We start from the raw sequence: 18,963 nt of genomic DNA on the forward strand, positions 1-18,963 counted from the left end.
GTGCTGCGCGCCTACACCGCCGCCGCCGTCCGGGCCGCGGAACAACCGCTGCTTGACGCCGGACTAGGGCCCGAGCTGATGATCCGCGCCGCCCACGGCCTGGCAATGGGGGTGCGGCGAGTCCTGCGGGAGCGGGGGCAGGGGGTGTACGGCGCCCGGGTGGTGCTGCTGATCGGCTCCGGCAACAACGGAGGGGATGCACTCTTCGCCGGCGCGCACCTGGCTGCAGGCGGGGCCCGGACGACGGCGCTGCTCACCACCGCGCGCACCCACCCCGACGCGCTGGCCGCGTTCCTCAAAGCCGGGGGCAGGGTTATGAGACTGTCCGCGGCTCCGGTGCCAGCGGCTGCCTCGGTTGGGACGGCGTCCAAGGATACGGGTCCCGGGGGCGCTGCTCCTGCGCCGGAGGCGGATGGCCGGCTGGCCTTTCTTGCCGAGGCGAGCGCGGCCGACATCGTCGTGGACGGATTGCTGGGCACGGGCGGCCGTGGCGGCCTGCGGGAACCTGCAGCCAGTGTGGTGGCACGATTGTGCGAAATAACGATGGGCGGCGCGGGGCCATCAGTGGTGGCGTGCGATGTGCCCAGCGGCGTTGACGTCAGCACGGGCGAAGTGCACGGGCCGGTGCTGGCAGCACGTCTCACTGTGACATTCGGGGCCGCCAAGACGGGCCTGCTGTGTTCGCCGGGGGAGCAGCTGTGCGGCGAGGTGGAAGTGGTGGACATCGGCCTGGGCAAGATGCCCGGCCCCCCGGACGTGTGCCGGCTGGAAACCGCCGACCTAACTGCGCTGCTCCCGCATCCGGAGGCTGCGGCCCACAAATACACGCGGGGGGTGGCAGGGATCATTGCCGGCTCCGCCCGCTACCCCGGTGCGGCGCTGCTGGCGGTTGCCGCAGCGTCCGCCTGCGGGCCCGGCATGGTCACCTACCTTGGCGACGGCGCCGTCTCCGCGGCTGTGCACCTGCGCAACCCCGAGGTGGTGTGCTCGGCGCAACAGCCGGGCGAACTGCACGTGCAGGCCTGGCTTGCCGGCCCGGGCATTGACGGCCCCGGAGAGCAACTGGACCGTGCCCGTGCGGCGATCGCGTCAGGGCTGCCCACCGTGGTGGACGCCGGCGCGCTGGGCCTGGTGGGCCGGGCAGCCCATGCGGCCTTGAACCAGCCCGGGCCCGCGGCATCCGGACGCTTGGGGGACCCCTCCCATGCAGGCGGCCAGTCCAATCTGCTCCTGACCCCGCATGCCGGCGAGCTGTCCGCCCTGCTCGCCAGGCTGGGGACGCCCATGGGGCGGGAAGCCATCGAGGCCGCGCCGCTGGCAGCCGCCCGCGAGGCGGCCAGGATCACGGGCGCCACGGTACTGCTCAAGGGGCCCACCACGGCGGTGGCGGCACCCAACGGAACCGCATTCACCCAAGCCGACGGAACGGCGTCGTTGGCCACAGCCGGCAGCGGGGACACGCTGGGAGGCATCCTGGTGGCGCTGCTTGCCATGGGCGCAGCCGGCGGCGGCCCGGGGGAGCCGGACCTGGCACGGACCGCCGTTCTCGGCGCCGCCCTGCATGGCAGGCTGGCCCGTGAGGCCCCCGGGCAGCCCCTGAGCGCAGGGGTCCTGGCGGCCCGGATTCCGGTGGTCTGGGCCGCACTGCTCGGGTGAATCCGGGCCACAGATCAGTTTTTGGCAAGCAACGGCAACATGAGGAGAGCACGTGGAACTTTGGCCAGGCAGCCCCCACCCGCTGGGCGCCCACGCGGACGCAAACGGCACCAACTTTGCCTTGTTCAGCGACGGGGCGGAGGCGGTCCACCTGTGCCTGTTTGACGCCGACGGCACGGAAACCCGCCTGCAGCTGACTGAGGTGGACGGCTACGTCTGGCACGGCTACCTTCCCGGCGTGGGGCCTGGGCAGCACTACGGCTACCGCGTGGACGGGCCCTGGGACCCGGCCAACGGACTGCGTTTCAACGCCAACAAATTGCTGCTGGATCCGTATGCACGGGCCATTGCGGGCGCGGTCACGTGGGGCCAGCCGGTGTACGCCTACCAGTTTGGCGAACCACTCACCCGCAATGACGACGATTCCGCGTCGCACACCTACCGGTCCGTGGTGGTGGATGCCGGCTTTGACTGGCAGGGCGATGCCGGCCCCGACACCCCGTACCACCAGAGCGTCATCTATGAGGCCCACGTCAAGGGGCTCAGCAAGCTCCACCCGGACGTCCCGGAACACCAGCGCGGCAGCTATGCCGCCGTGGCCCACCCCGCCGTGGTGGCCCACCTCAAAAACCTGGGCGTGACCGCCGTCGAACTCATGCCGGTGCACCAATTTGTGCAAGATGACTCGCTTGCCGCCAAGGGCCTGCGGAACTATTGGGGCTACAACACCATCGGCTTCTTTGCCCCGCACAATGAATACGCTTCGACCGCGGACCCCTGCGATCAGGTGCGCGAGTTCAAGGGGATGGTCAGGGAACTGCACCGCAACGGGCTGGAAGTGATCCTTGACGTGGTCTACAACCACACGGCCGAAGGCAACCACCTTGGCCCCACGCTTTCCTTCCGCGGCATCGACAATGACGCGTACTACCGGCTGATGGACGGGGACAAGGAGCACTACCTGGACTACACGGGCACCGGGAACTCCCTCAACGTCCGCCAGCCGCACTCGCTGCAACTGATCATGGATTCCCTTCGGTACTGGGTGACCGAGATGCACGTGGACGGCTTCCGCTTTGACCTGGCCGCCACCCTGGCCCGCGAATTTTACGACGTCGACAAGCTCTCCAGCTTCTTCGAAATGGTGCAGCAGGACCCGGTGGTTTCGCGCGTGAAGCTCATTGCGGAGCCATGGGACCTGGGTCCGGGCGGCTACCAGGTGGGCAATTTCCCGCCGCAGTGGACGGAATGGAACGGCAAGTTCCGGGACACCGTGCGCGACTTTTGGCGCGGCGAATCGGCCACCCTGGGCGAGTTTGCCTCCCGGCTGACCGGCTCCTCCGACCTCTACGAACATTCCGGCCGGCGCCCCGTGGCGTCCATCAACTTCGTCACCGCCCATGACGGCTTCACCCTGGCGGACCTGGTCAGCTACAACGACAAGCACAACGAGGCGAACGGGGAGGAGAACCGGGACGGCGAATCCAACAACCGCTCCTGGAACCTCGGCGTGGAGGGGCCCACGGAGGATCCTGCCGTGAACGCCCTGCGCGCCAGGCAGCAGCGAAACTTCCTCACCACGCTGCTGCTGTCCCAGGGCGTGCCAATGATCCTGCACGGGGATGAGCTGGGCCGGACGCAGCACGGCAACAACAACGCATATGCCCAGGATTCGGCCCTCACGTGGATCAACTGGGACGCAGCCGACACGGGGCTGGTGGAATTTGTGGCGCAACTGGCCAGGCTGCGGGCAGGCCACCCCGTGTTCCGCCGTCGTCGTTTCTTTGACGGGCGACCCGTGGAGCGCGGGGACGACGGCGCCCTGCCGGACATTGCCTGGCTGCGCCCCGACGCGGCGGCCATGACCGGCGCGGACTGGGACAGCGGATTTGGGCGCAGCATCGGCGTGTTCCTCAACGGCGACGGCCTGCCCGAATGCGATGACCGGGGCCGGCCAGTGGTGGACGACTCCTTCCTGATGCTTTTCAACGCGGGGGACGACCCCGTGGATTTTACCCTGCCGGACAGCGGCTACGCCGAGACGTGGGTGGTGGAGATCCACACCGACGGAGTCAGCGCCGACACTTTCACGGCCGGTAACGTGGTGGCGCTCGCCGCCCGGTCCACGCTGGTGCTGAGGGCGCCCGGGCGAAGCTAGCTTCTGGGGGGTGTGGGGGTGTCTGGGAGGGCCACCCACATGGCCGTGGCGGGCCGGATCCAGATGGCAGGATGGAGGCATGACTTTTCACGCCGCGGAAAACCGCTATGAAACCATGCCCTACCGCCGAGTCGGCCGCAGTGGACTGAAACTGCCCGCCGTCTCGCTGGGACTGTGGCACAACTTTGGGGACGACAAGCCGTTCGAGGTCCAGCGCGCCATTTTGCGCCGCGCCTTTGACCTGGGTGTCACCCATTTTGACCTGGCCAACAACTACGGTCCGCCGGATGGCAGCGCCGAAACCAACTTTGGCCGCCACTTCAAGGACGACTTTGCCGCACACCGGGACGAGCTGGTCATTTCCACCAAGGCCGGCTACTACATGTGGCCCGGCCCGTACGGGGAGTGGGGCTCCCGCAAGTACATGCTCTCCAGCCTGGATGCCTCCCTGGACCGCATGGGCGTGGACTACGTGGACATCTTTTACAGCCACCGCCCGGACCCAGAGACGCCGATGGAGGAGACCATGGGCGCCCTCGACACGGCGGTGCGCTCCGGAAAGGCACTGTACGCAGGCATTTCCTCCTACACGCCCGCCCAGACGCTGGAGGCCGCGCGCATCCTGAAGGAGATGGGCACGCCCCTGCTCATCCACCAGCCGTCCTACTCCATGCTCAACCGCTGGACGGAAAACGGCGAGCCGAACCTATATGAAGCCCTCGACGCCGTCGGCGCGGGCTCCATTGCCTTCTCACCTCTCGCACAGGGCATGTTGACAGACAGGTACCTCAACGGAGTTCCGGCCGATTCCCGCGCCGCCAAGGAGCGCTTCCTGCACGAGAACGACCTCACCGAGGACAAGATGGCCCGCGTGAGGGCGCTCAACGATATTGCGGCCTCGCGCGGGCAGTCGCTGGCACAGATGGCCATTGCGTGGATCCTGCGCGAGCAGGTCAAGGGCAGCCCCGTCACCTCCGCCCTTGTGGGAGCCTCAAGTGTCAAGCAGCTGGAAAACAACGTGGCCGCCATCAACAACCTGGCCTTCGCTGGGGAAGAGCTGAAGGCAATCGATCAGTTTGCTGTGGAGTCTGACATCAACAGATGGGCCCAAAAGTAGCGAAGAATCCCCCAATGGCGCCTCGAATGTGACATTTTGACGAGACAATCCTGCCCAAAAGGAACAATTTAGGCGCAGGAGGCGTTGACTAGAATGGTCCGTAGGCGCCATTGGGGCGCCATGCCCTTGTGAATTTTAGAAGGAGTTCTGTGTCCAATCATCCAATTCGGGTTGCCATAGTCGGCGTGGGAAACTGCGCCTCATCGTTGGTCCAGGGCGTCCAGTACTACCGCGATGCCGATCCCACCGTCAAGGTTCCGGGCCTGATGCATGTCGAGTTCGGCCCGTACCATGTCAATGACGTCACCTTCGTTGCCGCTTTCGACGTGGACAGCAAGAAGGTGGGGCTGGATTTGTCCGACGCCATCGGTGCCAGTGAAAACAACACCATCAAGCTAGCCGATGTGCCGCCGCTGGACGTGCCCGTGCTGCGCGGCCACACCTTGGACGGCCTCGGCAAGTACTACCGCGAAACCATCGTCGAATCCGACGCCGAACCGGTGGACGTGGTGGCCACGCTCCAGGACCTCAAGGTTGACGTCCTGGTGTGCTACCTGCCGGTGGGTTCCGATGCCGCCGCCAAGTTCTACGCGCAGTGCGCCATCGACGCCGGCGTCGCATTTGTCAACGCATTGCCGGTCTTCATCGCCGGCACCAAGGAATGGGCGGACAAGTTCACCGAGGCCGGGGTGCCGATCATCGGCGACGACATCAAGAGCCAGCTGGGCGCCACCATCACGCACCGCGTCATGGCCAAGCTGTTTGAGGACCGCGGCGTGGTCCTGGACCGCACCTACCAGCTCAACGTTGGCGGGAACATGGACTTCAAGAACATGCTGGAGCGCGACCGCCTCGAGTCCAAGAAGATTTCCAAGACCCAGGCCGTCACGTCCAACACCTCAGCGGTGCTGGCAGCCGACGACGTCCACATTGGCCCGTCCGACTACGTCGCGTGGCTGGATGACAGGAAGTGGGCGTTTGTCCGCCTCGAGGGCCGCAACTTTGGCGACGCGCCGGTGTCGCTGGAGTACAAGCTGGAGGTGTGGGACTCGCCGAACTCGGCCGGGGTGATCATCGACGCGATCCGTGCCGCGAAGATCGCGCTGGACCGCGGCATTGGCGGACCCATCCTCTCCGCCGCCAGCTACTTCATGAAGTCCCCGCCGGTCCAGCACAACGACGACGACGCCCACCAGCTGGTGGAAGCGTTCATCCGCGGCGACATCGAGCGCTAAAACCGACCCTCGGTTGCAAACGGGGCACTTTTCCCCGACCCTCGGTTGCAAACGGGGCACTTTTCCCCGACGCTCGGTTGCAAATGGGCGTAAAAGGGCGGACGCTCCTGCACTTTTGTGCGGGAGCGTCCGCCCTTTAGTGTGTCCCGGTCAGCCGGAGGCCGCGAATCCGGCTACGACGGCAGGGTCGGTCCATGCACGTCGCATGGCCGCCTTAATCTGCCGGACTGCGCTGTCGAAACCGTCGGCGAGGTGGCCCCTGTCAAAAATGAGCACGTCCCAGCCCGCATTGCGGAACGCCGCGTTTCGACGCGCGTCGCTATTGGCCTGCAACTCATCGTTGTGGGTTCCGCCGTCGTACTGGATGGCGATCCGCCGTTTCCGGTAGCCGAGGTCGGCGGACGGCGCATTCGGGGTGGACCACAAGGCCAGTTGCAATTCCGGTTCTGGCAGTCCGGCGTCGAGCATGGCCAGGCGAAGCATGGTTTCGGGCCCGGAATCGGAGCCCACGCGCATCAATTCAAGTGCCGCCCTGGCGCGCACGATGCCCTGCAAATTTCCGTGCCTGGCCATCATGTTCCGCAGCGACGCAATTGTGACGTACGGTTCGCTGCGCCCTTCAAAGACGATGCGGGGGATGCGGATGAGCTGGTCGCCCATGCAGACGAGGTTGGGCAGGGGCAGGACGCGGGCCAAATCCAGCCATGTCCGGGCGCGGGTGCTCACCGCCAGGCCGTCAACCGTTTCGATTTCGTCCTCGAACGCGAGCAGCGTGTGCCCTGTAATGCCCTTTCGACGGGTTTCGGGCAGTTTTCGGGGCTTGCTCAGGTGCAGTTCCGTTGAATCCTCCAACCAGGGTGGGAGGATCAGCCCGTGCAATTGTGCCGCCGTCGTATGGGAGATCCACGCACCGGGCGTGGCCGCGCAGAGCGCCCGGGCCGCTTCGGGCAGTGTGAACTCCCACGAAGTGGGCCGGTACAGTCCATACCCGGCACCCGCGAAATTTGCTCCCCGGAGCTTGTCCCTGGTGAAACCCATTGATTCGGCCTCGCTGAGAGTGAAGGGCGAGTTAGGAATCGGGTGGTCAGCTGGCGTGTCCATTCCTACATTATGTCCGTCAATCAAATACCGCACCGGAAGTTATCCACAGGCCGGGGCGCTTCACAGTTGTTCCGGCACGGAGCGACGGCGGACAGTGCGGGAGCGTTGGGAAAATGTGCCCCGGTTGCAACCGAGCGTCGGGGAAAAGTGCCCCGATTGCAACCGAGCGTCGGGTTTTAGGGGGCGAGCCAGAGGGTTGTTTCTGCTGCGATCGTTGCTCCCGTCCCTGCTGGGTCACCGGAGGTGAGGACCACCTTGGCGAGGTCGACGCCGGAAGGCAGCGGGGCGGGCGTGGCGGCAAAGTTGCTCAGCACCTCCCAGCCGTTCGGGCGCCGGTAATGCACCACCTCGGCGCCGGGCTCGCTGAGCCATTCCAAGGATTCTTCCGCCTGCAGCTTCCGCCGCCAGGCCAGCGCGGAGCGGTACATTTCCAGGGTGGACCCGGCCACGCCGTCCTGCCCGGCAGCTGCCAGGGAAGCAAACCAGGCCGGCTGGGGCAGCCACGGGGTGCCGCCGAAGCCCAGGTTTGCCTGTGCGGCATCCCACGGCAGCGGAACCCGGCAGCCGTCGCGCCCCTTGACCTTGTGTCCCGTGCGGAACCAGGTCGGATCCTGCAGGGACTCCTTGGGCAGGTCCGCGACCTCAAAAAGCCCCAGTTCCTCGCCCTGGTACAGGTACGCGGAACCGGGCAGCCCCAACATGAAGAGCGTTGCGGCCCGGGCCCTGCGCAAACCCTGCGCCAGATCGGGGACGGGAGCGGCGCCGTCGGCCATCAGCCAGGCCTCCAGGTCCGCAAGGGTGCTGCCGTCGGGCAAGGCATAGCGGGAGGGATGGCGGACGACGTCGTGGTTGGAGAACACCCAGGTCGAGGAGGCGCCGGAGGACGCGGCCTCGGACAGGCACTTCTCGGCAATGGAGCGGAATTCGACGGCATTGAAGGGCGCCTGGAGCAGGTCGAAATTGAAGGCCTGGCCCAACTCCGAGGGGCGGGCGTACTTCAGCCGCCGGTCGGTGAACGGCACCCAGGCCTCGGCCACGGCGGCCTTCGGCGGATCATATTCATTGAGGACGCCACGCCAGCCGGCGAAGATTTCGTGGACGGCGTCGCGGTCAAAGAGGGGATCGGAGCCGTCGTCGACCAGGATTTCCAGCTCCGGCTTGGAACGCAGCGGCAGGGACATGTCCTTGGCCAGGCCGTGCGCCACGTCCACGCGGAAACCGTCCACCCCGCGGTCCGCCCAGAACCGCAGCGTGGTGTGGAAGTCTTCGCGGACCTCGGGATGGTCCCAGTTGAAGTCCGGCTGTTCCGTGGCGAACAGGTGCAGGTACCACTGGCCGGGCTTGCCTGCGCCCGGCCCCGCCTGCTCCACCACGCGTGTCCAGGCGGCGCCGCCAAAGTGGGACGGCCAGTCCGACGGCGGCAGCTCGCCGCGGTCCCCGAGCCCGTCGAGGAAGTGGTACCTGGCACGCTCGGGGGAACCGGGGGCGGCGGCAAGGGCGGCCTTGAACCATTCGTGCCGGTTGGAACTGTGGTTCGGGACCACGTCCACGATGACCCGGATGCCGGCGTCGTGGGCGGCAGCGACCATGGCCCCAAAGTCGTCAAGGGAGCCCAGCCGGGGATCAACATTGCGGTAGTCGTCGACGTCGTAGCCGCCGTCGGCCAGTGCCGAGGGGTAGAAGGGGCTCAGCCAGATGGCGTCGATGCCCAGGGCCGAGAGGTATCCCATGCGGGCCGTGACGCCGGGAAGGTCGCCCATGCCGTCGCCGTTGGCATCGGAGAAGGACCTCGGGTAGATCTGGTAGACGGCGGCCTGGCGCCACCACTGGGCGTCCGGGCTGGGCAGGCTGGGGGTTGTCATGATGCGTGGATCCTCTCATCACTGGCACAAGGCCACTGGGCCGGGCGGGCAGCTGCACGGCAGCACGGGCGCCGACGGCCCGGCGAGCCGCCGCCCGCACCTACTGGTGAGGATACCAACAGTTGCCGGAACCGCGGTCCAGGCGGGGCGGCAGGGCCGTGGGATAGCATGGCAGGAACGCGAGGAGTTGGTGATGATCAAGCGGCCAGGCCGTCCACATTTCCGCCACGGGCCAGCCGTGAAAGGCCACGTTCGCATTGCCTCGGCCGTCCTGCTCATGACCGTGTTGACCGCCGTCACGGCGTGCGGCCAGCTCACTCCGCCGGGCCCGGCGGGCGCCCCTGACAGCTCGGGCGCCCCTGATGCGTCGAGCAGCTCGGGCGCCTCGCATTCTCCCGACGCCGTAGACCTGTCCATTTCCCTCACGGAAGCCCCGGGCGCCCCGGTGCACCATTTTCGCCTGCTCGCGGAGGGAACCACGGTGTCCGGCGGGTCCACGCTGCCGGATCCTGCAGCCGCGCTCGCCGCCGTCAGGCTCCACGGCACCGACATTTTCTTCCCCGTCCCGGGACCTCCGCGCGCCTGCACGCAGCAATACGGCGGACCGCAGGTGGCCGTTGTCACGGGCTGGTTCGGAGGCCGCGCTGTCCACTCCACTTTCACGCGGACCGACGGCTGCGAGATTGCGCGCTGGCAGGCCCTGGCCCCGCTGCTCGGCGCCCTGGCCGGAGGCACGGGCGCCGTCTAGGCCGCATTCGAAACGGACAAGGGGGTGGCTGCTGCCATTCGCCGCCGGCGCACCGGGAGCGAATGGCAACAGCCACCCCCCTACCTCAAAACGGCAGCTACCGCGGCCGAGTTGGGATTAGCTGACTAGAGGCGCAGGCCTGCGCCCGGGGCTGCGCCCTTGGGCTTGCCCGGTTTGTCCGCCCCGCCTGTCTTGCCGTTCTCAGGAACGACGGCGGCGCCGCCGTCGGTGATGATCACGGAGACAAACGTCTGGGTTCCCGTGTCGCCGAAGGAAACCCGGCCCAGGTAGGAACCCGGGGCGAGGCCCGTCCAACTAAGCGTCACATCGCCCGGCTTGCCATTGGCCAGCTGCAACGGGTTCGGCGACACCGAGGCGTTGCCCACGCTGCCGCCCAGCACAGCGGCGTCAACGGTTGCCTTGACAGGCGCCCCGCCCGTGCTGGAGTACAGGTTGGCCAGGATGGTGTACGTTCCCGGCTGCGGGTTGCGCAGTGAAAGCGACTCGCTGGAGGAACCCGTACGGACGTCGTAGTAGCTTCCGGCCGGGTTGAACACCACCATGTCGTAGTCCGCCGTCGGATCCGAAGACAGCACCTGGAACTTGGCCAGCGTGGTGCCCGCAGGAACCTTCACTTCCTTCAGGAAGTTGGACTTGTTCGGCACGGTGACCAGTGGGCCGGGAACCAGCTCAATGGCCGTGGAGTCGGCCTTGGACAGGCCGTCCAGGGTCAATGCCACGGGCGAGTTGCTGCCCGAGACCACCGGGATCTTGGCGCTGCCGGTGCCGGACCCCGACGTGAATGCGAGCTCCGGGGCCACCAGGGCAGGCAGCGGCCGGACGGCAACGGGTGAGGTCACGGTGGTGCCCGGTCCCTGCCAGGAAATGCCGCCCATGGCAAACTCGCCGAGGGCCGCGTTCACGTTTTCAAAGGTGACCTTGAATTCGCGCTGCTGGCCGGCCTTGGCAAAGTTCAGCGAGGACGGCACCACCTTGACATCGACGCCGGGAACATTGGCGGTGGCCTTGTACATCCCGGGTGTGAGGGCCGTGACCGTGCGGGTTACGGTGACCTTCCCGGCCAGGCTGCCCACGGCAAAGGACGGCAGGTTCATGTCCCGGGGCGCGGTGCTGCCAAGCCCGGGGATGCCCAAGTCGATTCCGGTGCCCTGGATGAACTTGAGGTAATCGACGTCTCCGGCATCAAAGACAAACCCTGGGTTCAGGGCCTTGGCGACGGCGGCCTGGCCGGCACCGGTGGCAAACACATCGGTGTTCCTGCTGCCGTCGGCATTGACCACGGCGCCCGCCGTCGTCATCATGGCGGACTTGACCACGGCCGGTGACCAGCCCGGGTTCTTCGCCATGAGAAGCGCGGCAAAGCCGGCCACATGCGGGGATGCCATGGACGTTCCGGACATCATGCCGAACTGGTCGCCGCCAGAAGCGATGGGCGACACGCCGGCCAGCACGGCCACGCCGGGGGCGGCGACATCGGGCTTGAGCAGGTCCGAACCCGTGGCACCCAGCGGCCCGCGGGAGGAGAAACCGGCAACCTGGGGCTGCGGGTCCACGGGGAGGCCCGTGGTGTCCCTGTCCACCAGGGAAACCAGGATGTCCGGGTTCGCCGTGACCTTGTCCTTGATGAGCTGCGTTGCCGGCGGGTTGACGTGGACCGTGGGCACTGAATGCAGGTCCACGTCCTCGGAGGAGGACGTGACGTTGGCGAGGATCATGCCCACGCCGCCGGCACGCTTGACCTCGGCGCTCTTGGCGACACGGTCAAACACGCCGCGGTCGCACACCACCACCTTGCCTGCGACCTTGGCGGCATCCAGTGAATTGGGGCCGCACAGTTCAGGGGTGGCAGCGCCCGCCGCGGCAGCCGTTGCCGCCAGGACCACGTGGCTGGGGGCCACGCCGTGCGCCATCATGCTGGCGCCGCGGAACTTGGTGCCGTCGGAGAATTCCGCCGTGCCCTGCAGCTCGGAGGAGAAGGAGATGGCGGCCACCGTGGTCACCCAGGGGGCGCCGTGGTTGACGGTGCCGGCCGTGGGGCCGGAGTTGCCTGCCGAAGCGGCCACAAAGATGCCGGCGGAGGTCGCGGACAGGAAGGCCAGCGACACCGGGTCAGTGGTGGTGGAGGTGCTGCCGGAGATGGAGTAGTTCAGCACGTCCACACCGTCCAGGATGGCCTGGTTGACGGCCGCAACGGACGCGGAAGAGTAGCATCCGCCCGTGTTGGGGTCGTTGTCTTCCCAGCAGACCTTGTAAATGGAGAGCTTGGCGGCCGGGGCCACGCCGCCGGTGATTCCCATGTTGCGGCCGCCGATGGAGGCGCTGATGTTGGCATTGCCGGCGGCCGTGCTGGCCGTGTGCGTGCCGTGGCTGGCCACGTCCACGGGGGAAATGACCTCCTGCGGGGCGCGGTTGGCCGGCGGCACGTACTTCAGGAAGTCGTCGGCAAAGTAGTGGGCGCTGAGCACCTTGGAGTTGCACGCGGTGCCGTCAAACGCGGCTCCCGTGCCCACGCCCTTTTGGCATTCGCCGGTAAAGGTCTCGCCATTGGCCTTGAGCATGGCGATCTTGCCGTCCCCGGTCCGGTAGGGGACGCCGACTTGCGGGGCACCCGTCAGTGGCTTGACGGCCTCGCCTGCGAAGAACGGGCTCGACGGCGTGTAGCCGGTGTCGATGACGCCCACGACAACGCCCTTCCCGGCCTGGTCCTGTCCGCCGAATGCCGTGTTCCAGCTGCCGTTCTGGCCGCTTAGGCCCAGGAAGTCGGTGCTGGAGTAGTCGGGCGCGTTTTCCGTGTCGGGCGCCACGGCCAGGACGTTGGGGTCCTTGGCGAGACCCAGGGCCTGTTCAGCCGAGAGTTCGGCGGAGAAGCCGTTGATGGCGGCCGTGAACGTGCGCTTGACCGTGACATTTTCCGTCTTGGCGACGGCCGCCTGCTTGTTTTGCAGGTGTGCCTGGTATTTCTTCACCTCCGGCCTATTGGCGTCGAGCTTGTGCCCCGGCTTCGGCTTGGTGGGCGCCAGGCCGGCCGTGCCGCCGTCGTACATGGCAGCGGGCTGCTCAGTCAGGACCACAATGTAGCGCCCTGCCTGGTAGTCCAGCGGATTGATGTCCTTTTGGGTGCTGGTGGGCGCGGCCGCCTGGCCCGGGCTGGCCGAGGCCGGCAGTGCCCCCATGGTGCCCAGGAGCAGTGGCAGGCCGGCGCACAGTGCGACAGCCCTCCGCATCCCCGGGCTTCGAAACAGTGTTCTCCCCATTTGATTCATGGTGCTGTGAACCTTTCAACGAAAACTCCCCCCGGCTTCGTTGCCTGGAGGGTGCAACAAAGGCTGGCCGGAGGGAAACCCAGAGTGATGGTTGGGTGCACTTTCCCTGCCGAGGCAGCCATCTGACATACCCTACCGGGTCGTTTGACATTTGTGACAAAGGGCACAGAAACGTTTTTGCGCCAGTGCCCTAAAACACGGGGCCCCGGCCGGCGGGGCTTATGCCCGCGCCGTCAGCAGCCCGGAGGGGCCGTGTATTGGTACGTCAGGGCCAGGTCATAGCTGGCCATGGTTTGCGCCGCGGTGTTTTCCCAACCGAAGCCCTCCGCATGCACCGAGGCGGCACGGCCCATGTCGGCACGGGTTTGCGGGAAGTCGTGCAGCGAGGCGATGGCCTCAGCCCACAGTGCGGCCGTCCGCCCGTCCACCAGCAGGCCGGTCCGCCCGTCGCTGACAGCGCGGGGTAGCCCGCCCACGTTGGTGGCGATGACCGGCGTGCCGCAGGCCTGCGCCTCCAGTGCCACGAGGCCGAAGGACTCGCTGGCTGAGGGCACCGCCACGACATCGGCGCTTCTGTACCAGCCGGCCAGTTCCGCCGGTCCCACGGGGGGAAGGACGACGGCGGCACCCGTCAGGCCGGCGTCGTCGAGCATGGCGGCCAGATCGTAATTGTCCCTGCCGCTGCGTGCGCCCAGGAACGTCAGGCGCAGCGGAATGTCGGGACGCTCCCGGCGGAGGACGGCCGCGGCCTTCACCAACACATGCGGGCCCTTGAGCCGTTGCAGCCGGCCGGCAAAAACGACATGGAATTCCTCGGCACCAATGCCCTGTTCCTGCCGCGACCTGTCGCGGAACGCCGGCTTGAACACCTTCAGGTCCACGCCCGGGGAGACCACATCGATGCGCTGCTCACAGCCGTCGTAATGGCCTTCGAGCTCGGCCGCCTCGGAGGTGGTGTTGGCGATGAGCCGGGTTGCGGCGGCCACAATGTGCTGTTCGCCGTCCTCGCGGATGCCCGGCTCGGCGGTTTGGCCGGGCAGCAGGTGCTTGTTCTTCACCCGGGCCATGGTGTGCATGGTGTGCACCAAGGGAAGGTCCAGCCGTTTCGCCACCAGGATCCCCGCCATTCCGGAGAGCCAGTAGTGCGAGTGGACCACGTTGGCGGGGATCCCCGCCGTGAACGGGACGCCGGCGGTTCGGGAGGAGCCGGAGGTGAGGGAGGCAACGTGGTCCGCAACGGCGTCGGCCATTTCCGTGACCAGTTCGGGCAGGTCCTCCTTGGACACCTTGCCGAACGGGCCGGCGGTGATGTGGTGGACGTGGACGGACGGTGCCAGCTCCACCGTGTCCGGCTGGCCTGCCGCCGTGCGGCGGGTGTAGATGTCCACCAGGATCCCGGCCGCTGCCAGCTCCAGGGCCAGGTGGTGGACGTAAACGTTCATGCCCCCGGCGTCGCCACCGCCGGGCTGGTCCAGCGGCGAGGTGTGGAGTGAGAGCATGGCAACGCGGCGGACCTGGTGCACGGATTGCCTCTTTTGCGGTGCAGTGGATATAACTCTCCTATCTTTCCACCGCTTTGAAGCGACCACCACTTGCCGCCACCACTTGCCGCCCGCGCCTTTCATGCCTTCCGGGCACGGCGGCCGCGCGGGAAGGCCTAAAATGAACACGTGAACTCCACCCAAGACCGGCAACCGGCCCGCGATTTCGCCCCGGAACGGCAAGCCATCATCGATCTCCCCGCCATTTTCCACAACGTCCGCTGCCTGCGGTCCATGGTGGCGCCGGCGAAGTTCATGGCCGTGGTCAAGGCGGACGCCTACGGCCACGGCATGCTGCCCGTGGCCCGCACCGCCCTGGCTGCCGGGGCCGACTGGCTCGGCACGGCCCACGTCAGCGAGGCCCTGCAGCTGCGCGGGGCCGGGCTGGACGGCCCGGTCCTGGCCTGGCTGCACACGCCGTCAACGGACTTTGGCGCCGCGATCGCGCAGGGTATCGACCTGGGCTGTTCCGGCTGGGAGCTCGAGCACATTGTCGCCGCCGCCCGCGAACTGGAGCGGCCGGCGCGAATCCACCTCAAGATTGACACCGGCCTGGGCCGCAACGGCAGTTCCATGGCGGACTGGGACGACCTGGTGTCCCGCGCCATTGCCTTCCAGGATGACGGACTGCTGCGCGTGGTGGGCGTGTTCAGCCACCTGGCCGTGGCGGATGAGCCCCACCGGCCGGAAACCGACCAGCAGCTGGAATGCTTCCGGCAGGCCGTGGCCATTGCCGAGGACGCCGGCGCTGACCTCCAGTTGCGCCACATCGCCAACACCCCGGCCACGCTGTCCCGCCCGGACTCGCACTTTGACATGGTGCGGGTGGGCCTGGGAATCTATGGCCTGAGCCCCTTCGACGACCAGACTTCAGCCGCACTGGGCCTGCGCCCCGCCATGACGCTGCAGACCCGGGTTGCCTTGTGCAAGGACGTGCCGGCCGGGCAGGGCGTCTCCTACGGCCTGCACTATGTTGCCGATGCGCCCACCACCCTTGGCCTGATCCCCCTGGGTTATGCCGACGGGGTGCCCCGCGTTGCCACCGGCGGGCCCGTGCGCGTCAATGGCACCACCTACCCCGTGGTGGGCCGGATTGCCATGGACCAGATGGTCATTGACTTCGGCCCCCGCGGCCGCGACGGTTTTGCCGACGCCGAGGTTCCGGGGTCCGCGCTGGGTGCCGCCGCCGTCCTGTTTGGCAACGGAGACGACGGCGGCCCCCTGGTCGAGCAGTGGGCGGAAGCTGCGGGGACCATCAACTATGAGGTGGTCACCCGCATCAGCCAGCGGGTTCCGCGCACGTACATCGACCTGCCGGAAGGCGCCTGATGGAGTGGGAGTTCACCACTGCCACGGCGGAGCAGACGCAGCAGCTCGCCGAGCGGCTGGCCGGGATGCTCCGTGCCGGCGACCTGATCATCCTCACGGGCGGGCTGGGCGCGGGGAAAACCACGTTCACGCAGGGCCTGGGCCGGAGTTTGGGAGTGCGTCCGGGCATCATTTCGCCCACCTTCGTGCTGGTGCGCATCCACCCGAACCTGCCCGGGGGCCCGAACCCGGGCGGACCGGACCTGGTCCATGTGGATGCCTACAGGCTGGGGTCTGCCGCCGAAATTGACGACATCGACCTGGAAAACACCATGGACACCTCCGTCACCGTGGTTGAGTGGGGCGCCGACAGGGTGGAACACCTTGCGGCGAACCGCCTGGAAATAACACTCCTGCGCACCGTGGGTTCCGGCGCTGCGCCAGCCTCCGGCGCAGCCTGGTCCGAGGACTGGGCCGACGACGAATCCGACGACGAACCGCGGGTCCTGCGCCTGCGGGCCATCGGGCCGCGTTGGGACGGCGCCGACTTTTCGGTGCTCGGCCAGCCGGCAAAAACTACGGACTAGGCTGGACACGTGCGAATTTTGACCCTTGACACCTCCGCCGTGGCCAGTGCCGCCGTGCTGGACTTCGAACCCTCGGATCCCGTGCGGACCCTGCAGGTGGTGGGCAACTTTGCCACCGCCGACACCCGCAGCCATGCCGAAGTGCTGGCCCCGGGGGTGAAGTCCCTGTTTGGCGACCCCGTCACGGAGGGCCCTGCGCTGGACGCCATCGTGGTGGGCACCGGCCCCGGCCCCTTCACCGGCCTGCGTTCAGGGATCGCCATGGCGCGCACGCTCAGCTTCACCTGGGGCGTGCCGCTGTTCGGCCTGATGAGCCTGGACGCCCTGGCCCAGCAGGTTTTTGACTCGCCCCGCCACAACGACGCCGGCCGGGCTGTGGGGCCCCTGGCCACGAGTGCCTTTGTGGTCGCCACTGACGCCCGCCGCAAGGAAGTGTATTGGGCCAGGTACAGCGCCGGGGCCGAGCTGTTGGAGGGCCCGCACGTGGGGCCTGCGTCGGAAATTTCCGGGGGACAGGTCTTTGGCGCAGGGGCGGGGCTGTACGCCGACGTGTTGGAAGCTGGCGGGTGCCGGGTGGAACCCGCCTTCGCCCAGGCCCAGCCAACGGCCCTGCACCTGGGCAAGGCCGTTGTGCACCGGATTTCCACCGCTGGGTCGCTGCAGGACGCCGGCTTCCTGGACTCCTCACCGCTGTACCTGCGCGAATCCGACGCCAAGGTGCCCGGGCCGCGGAAGCGGGCGTTGTGAGTGCGGCGGGCCGCGCAGCCGGACCACCGGCCACACTGCGCGACATGGTCCCGGCGGACATTGACTTCATCACGGAGCTGGACGCGCGGCTCTTTGGGGTGGACTGCTGGCCCCGGCACATGTTCGAGGACGAGTTGTCCCGGCCCGAAACCCGGCGGTACATCGTCGCGGAGGTGCCGGACGGCGTCGGACGCATGAAAACCGTGGGCTACGCCGGGCTCATGTGCGTTCCGCCCACAGGCGATATCCAGACCATCGGAGTGCTGCCCGACTATGAGGGGCGGGGCATTGCCCGGGCCATGATGGCCCTGCTGATTGGCGAGGCCGCCCGGCGTGGCGCCCGCGACATGCTGCTGGAGGTGAGCGCCAACAACCCCCGCGCGCAAAGGCTCTACAGGAGGTACGGCTTTGAACACATCCACACGCGCCGCCGGTACTACCGGGACGGCTCGGACGGGCTCATCATGCGCCTGACCCTGCCGGATCCCGCAGCAAGCACCGATGCGAAGGACCCTTCATGAACCACGAAAACCCGCTGATCCTGGGCATCGAGTCCTCCTGCGACGAGACAGGCGTGGGGCTGGTGCGCGGCACAGAGCTGCTGGCCAACACGGTGTCCTCCTCCATGGAGGAACACATCCGCTTCGGCGGCGTCATTCCGGAGATCGCCTCCCGGGCCCACCTGGACGCCTTTGTGCCCACTTTGCAACAGGCGCTCGCCGACGCCAGTGTGTCGCTGCAGGATGTCGACGCCATCGCCGTCACGACCGGCCCCGGCCTGGCCGGCGCCCTCATGGTGGGGGTCAGCGCCGCCAAGGCGCTGGCGCTGGCCACCGGCAAGCCGCTGTACGCCATCAACCACCTGGTGGCGCACGTGGGGGTGGGGCTGCTGGATGAGTCCATCGCCGCCATGCACGACGCCGGTGCCCTGCCCTCGAACCTCGGCGCACTTTTGGTCTCCGGCGGCCATACCGAGATCCTGCGGGTGCGCTCCATTGCCTCCGACGTGGAGCTGCTGGGAGCCACGATTGACGATGCCGCCGGGGAGGCCTTTGACAAGGTGGCCCGGCTGTTGGGGCTGGCCTACCCGGGCGGGCCGGCCATCGACAAGCTGGCCCGGAGCGGAAACGCCAAGGCCATCCGCTTCCCGCGCGGGCTCACTGTCCCCAAGTACATGGGCACCGCGGAGCAGCCGGGCCCGCACCGCTACGACTTCTCCTTCTCCGGCCTGAAGACCGCCGTGGCCCGCTGCGTGGAAGGGTATGAGGCCCGGGGCGAGGAGGTCCCCGTGGCGGACGTGGCGGCGTCGTTCCAGGAGGCCGTGATGGACGTCATCACGGCCAAGGCGGTGCTGGCCTGCCGTGAAAATGGCATCACCACTGTGCTGCTGGGCGGCGGGGTGGCGGCCAATTCTCGCCTGCGTGAACTTGCGCAGCTGCGTTGTGCCGCAGCGGGCATCACCTTGCTGGTGCCAAAGTTCTCGCTGTGCACCGACAACGGCGCCATGGTGGCCGCCCTGGGCGCCCAGCTTGTCATGAGCGGCGTGGCCCCCAGCGACCTCGCCTTCGCACCTGACTCCTCACTGCCCGTCAGCAGCATCAGCCTCTAGCGCGAACAGT

The 18,963-nt window shown here is 67.6% G+C and carries 14 protein-coding genes; 10 read left to right on the plus strand and 4 right to left on the minus strand.

Annotated elements, in window-relative coordinates; all coding sequences use genetic code 11:
• From LPN03_RS02945 to LPN03_RS02960, 4 genes are all read left to right on the plus strand, one after another.
• A complete protein-coding gene (locus LPN03_RS02945) occupies positions 1-1,656 on the plus strand; it encodes a bifunctional ADP-dependent NAD(P)H-hydrate dehydratase/NAD(P)H-hydrate epimerase (RefSeq protein WP_262453070.1) in 1,656 nt (551 codons plus the stop codon).
• A 52-nt stretch (positions 1,657-1,708) separates the two neighbouring features.
• Positions 1,709-3,814, plus strand: a complete 2,106-nt coding sequence (gene glgX / locus LPN03_RS02950; protein ID WP_262453071.1) for a glycogen debranching protein GlgX — start codon at positions 1,709-1,711, stop codon at positions 3,812-3,814.
• Positions 3,815-3,893: 79 nt separating this feature from the next.
• On the plus strand, positions 3,894-4,931 hold the full coding sequence (mgrA, locus tag LPN03_RS02955) for an L-glyceraldehyde 3-phosphate reductase (RefSeq protein ID WP_165183231.1): 1,038 nt from the start codon (positions 3,894-3,896) through the stop codon (positions 4,929-4,931).
• Positions 4,932-5,080: 149 nt separating this feature from the next.
• On the plus strand, positions 5,081-6,166 hold the full coding sequence (locus LPN03_RS02960; protein ID WP_165183230.1) for an inositol-3-phosphate synthase: 1,086 nt from the start codon (positions 5,081-5,083) through the stop codon (positions 6,164-6,166).
• A gap of 150 nt (positions 6,167-6,316) precedes the next feature.
• Here the strand turns inward: LPN03_RS02960 and LPN03_RS02965 are convergent, their stop codons facing one another.
• Complete coding sequence (locus tag LPN03_RS02965; protein WP_262453073.1) at positions 6,317-7,267, minus strand: endonuclease domain-containing protein; 951 nt, start codon at positions 7,265-7,267, stop codon at positions 6,317-6,319.
• 176 nt (positions 7,268-7,443) lie between these two features.
• Positions 7,444-9,129, minus strand: coding sequence for a glycoside hydrolase family 13 protein (locus tag LPN03_RS02970; protein ID WP_262453075.1), 1,686 nt, complete (start codon positions 9,127-9,129; stop codon positions 7,444-7,446).
• A gap of 193 nt (positions 9,130-9,322) precedes the next feature.
• On the opposite strand from LPN03_RS02970, the gene LPN03_RS20875 reads away from it, so the two are divergent.
• Positions 9,323-9,877 (plus strand): hypothetical protein, encoded by a 555-nt coding sequence (locus LPN03_RS20875; protein WP_370875212.1) that lies wholly within the window; start codon positions 9,323-9,325, stop codon positions 9,875-9,877.
• A 125-nt stretch (positions 9,878-10,002) separates the two neighbouring features.
• Here the strand turns inward: LPN03_RS20875 and LPN03_RS02980 are convergent, their stop codons facing one another.
• Both LPN03_RS02980 and mshA read right to left on the minus strand, forming a co-directional pair.
• Entirely contained in the window at positions 10,003-13,152 is a 3,150-nt protein-coding gene (locus LPN03_RS02980; protein WP_262453076.1) for a S8 family serine peptidase, read from the minus strand.
• 242 nt (positions 13,153-13,394) lie between these two features.
• The gene (gene mshA / locus LPN03_RS02985) at positions 13,395-14,684 is read right to left on the minus strand and encodes a D-inositol-3-phosphate glycosyltransferase (protein ID WP_165183415.1); all 1,290 of its coding nucleotides are present in this window, start codon (positions 14,682-14,684) and stop codon (positions 13,395-13,397) included.
• A 147-nt stretch (positions 14,685-14,831) separates the two neighbouring features.
• On the opposite strand from mshA, the gene alr reads away from it, so the two are divergent.
• From alr to tsaD, 5 genes are read left to right on the plus strand one after another with little or no spacing between them, the layout of a single operon-like run.
• The gene (gene alr, locus LPN03_RS02990; protein WP_165183416.1) at positions 14,832-16,031 is read left to right on the plus strand and encodes an alanine racemase; all 1,200 of its coding nucleotides are present in this window, start codon (positions 14,832-14,834) and stop codon (positions 16,029-16,031) included.
• Positions 16,031-16,597: a tRNA (adenosine(37)-N6)-threonylcarbamoyltransferase complex ATPase subunit type 1 TsaE gene (tsaE, locus tag LPN03_RS02995; RefSeq protein WP_165183417.1), complete on the plus strand. Its 567-nt coding sequence runs from the start codon at positions 16,031-16,033 to the stop codon at positions 16,595-16,597. The genes alr and tsaE overlap by 1 nt, the downstream gene beginning before the upstream one ends.
• A gap of 9 nt (positions 16,598-16,606) precedes the next feature.
• On the plus strand, positions 16,607-17,344 hold the full coding sequence (gene tsaB / locus LPN03_RS03000) for a tRNA (adenosine(37)-N6)-threonylcarbamoyltransferase complex dimerization subunit type 1 TsaB (protein ID WP_165183418.1): 738 nt from the start codon (positions 16,607-16,609) through the stop codon (positions 17,342-17,344).
• Between the two features lie 44 nt (positions 17,345-17,388).
• A complete protein-coding gene (gene rimI, locus LPN03_RS03005; protein WP_165183419.1) occupies positions 17,389-17,865 on the plus strand; it encodes a ribosomal protein S18-alanine N-acetyltransferase in 477 nt (158 codons plus the stop codon).
• Positions 17,862-18,953: a tRNA (adenosine(37)-N6)-threonylcarbamoyltransferase complex transferase subunit TsaD gene (gene tsaD / locus LPN03_RS03010; RefSeq protein WP_165183420.1), complete on the plus strand. Its 1,092-nt coding sequence runs from the start codon at positions 17,862-17,864 to the stop codon at positions 18,951-18,953. The genes rimI and tsaD overlap by 4 nt, the downstream gene beginning before the upstream one ends.
• Positions 18,954-18,963 lie beyond the last annotated feature (10 nt).

It is taken from the genome of Arthrobacter sp. A2-55 (assembly GCF_025548615.1).
Taxonomy (GTDB): Bacteria; Actinomycetota; Actinomycetes; order Actinomycetales; family Micrococcaceae; genus Specibacter; species Specibacter silviterrae.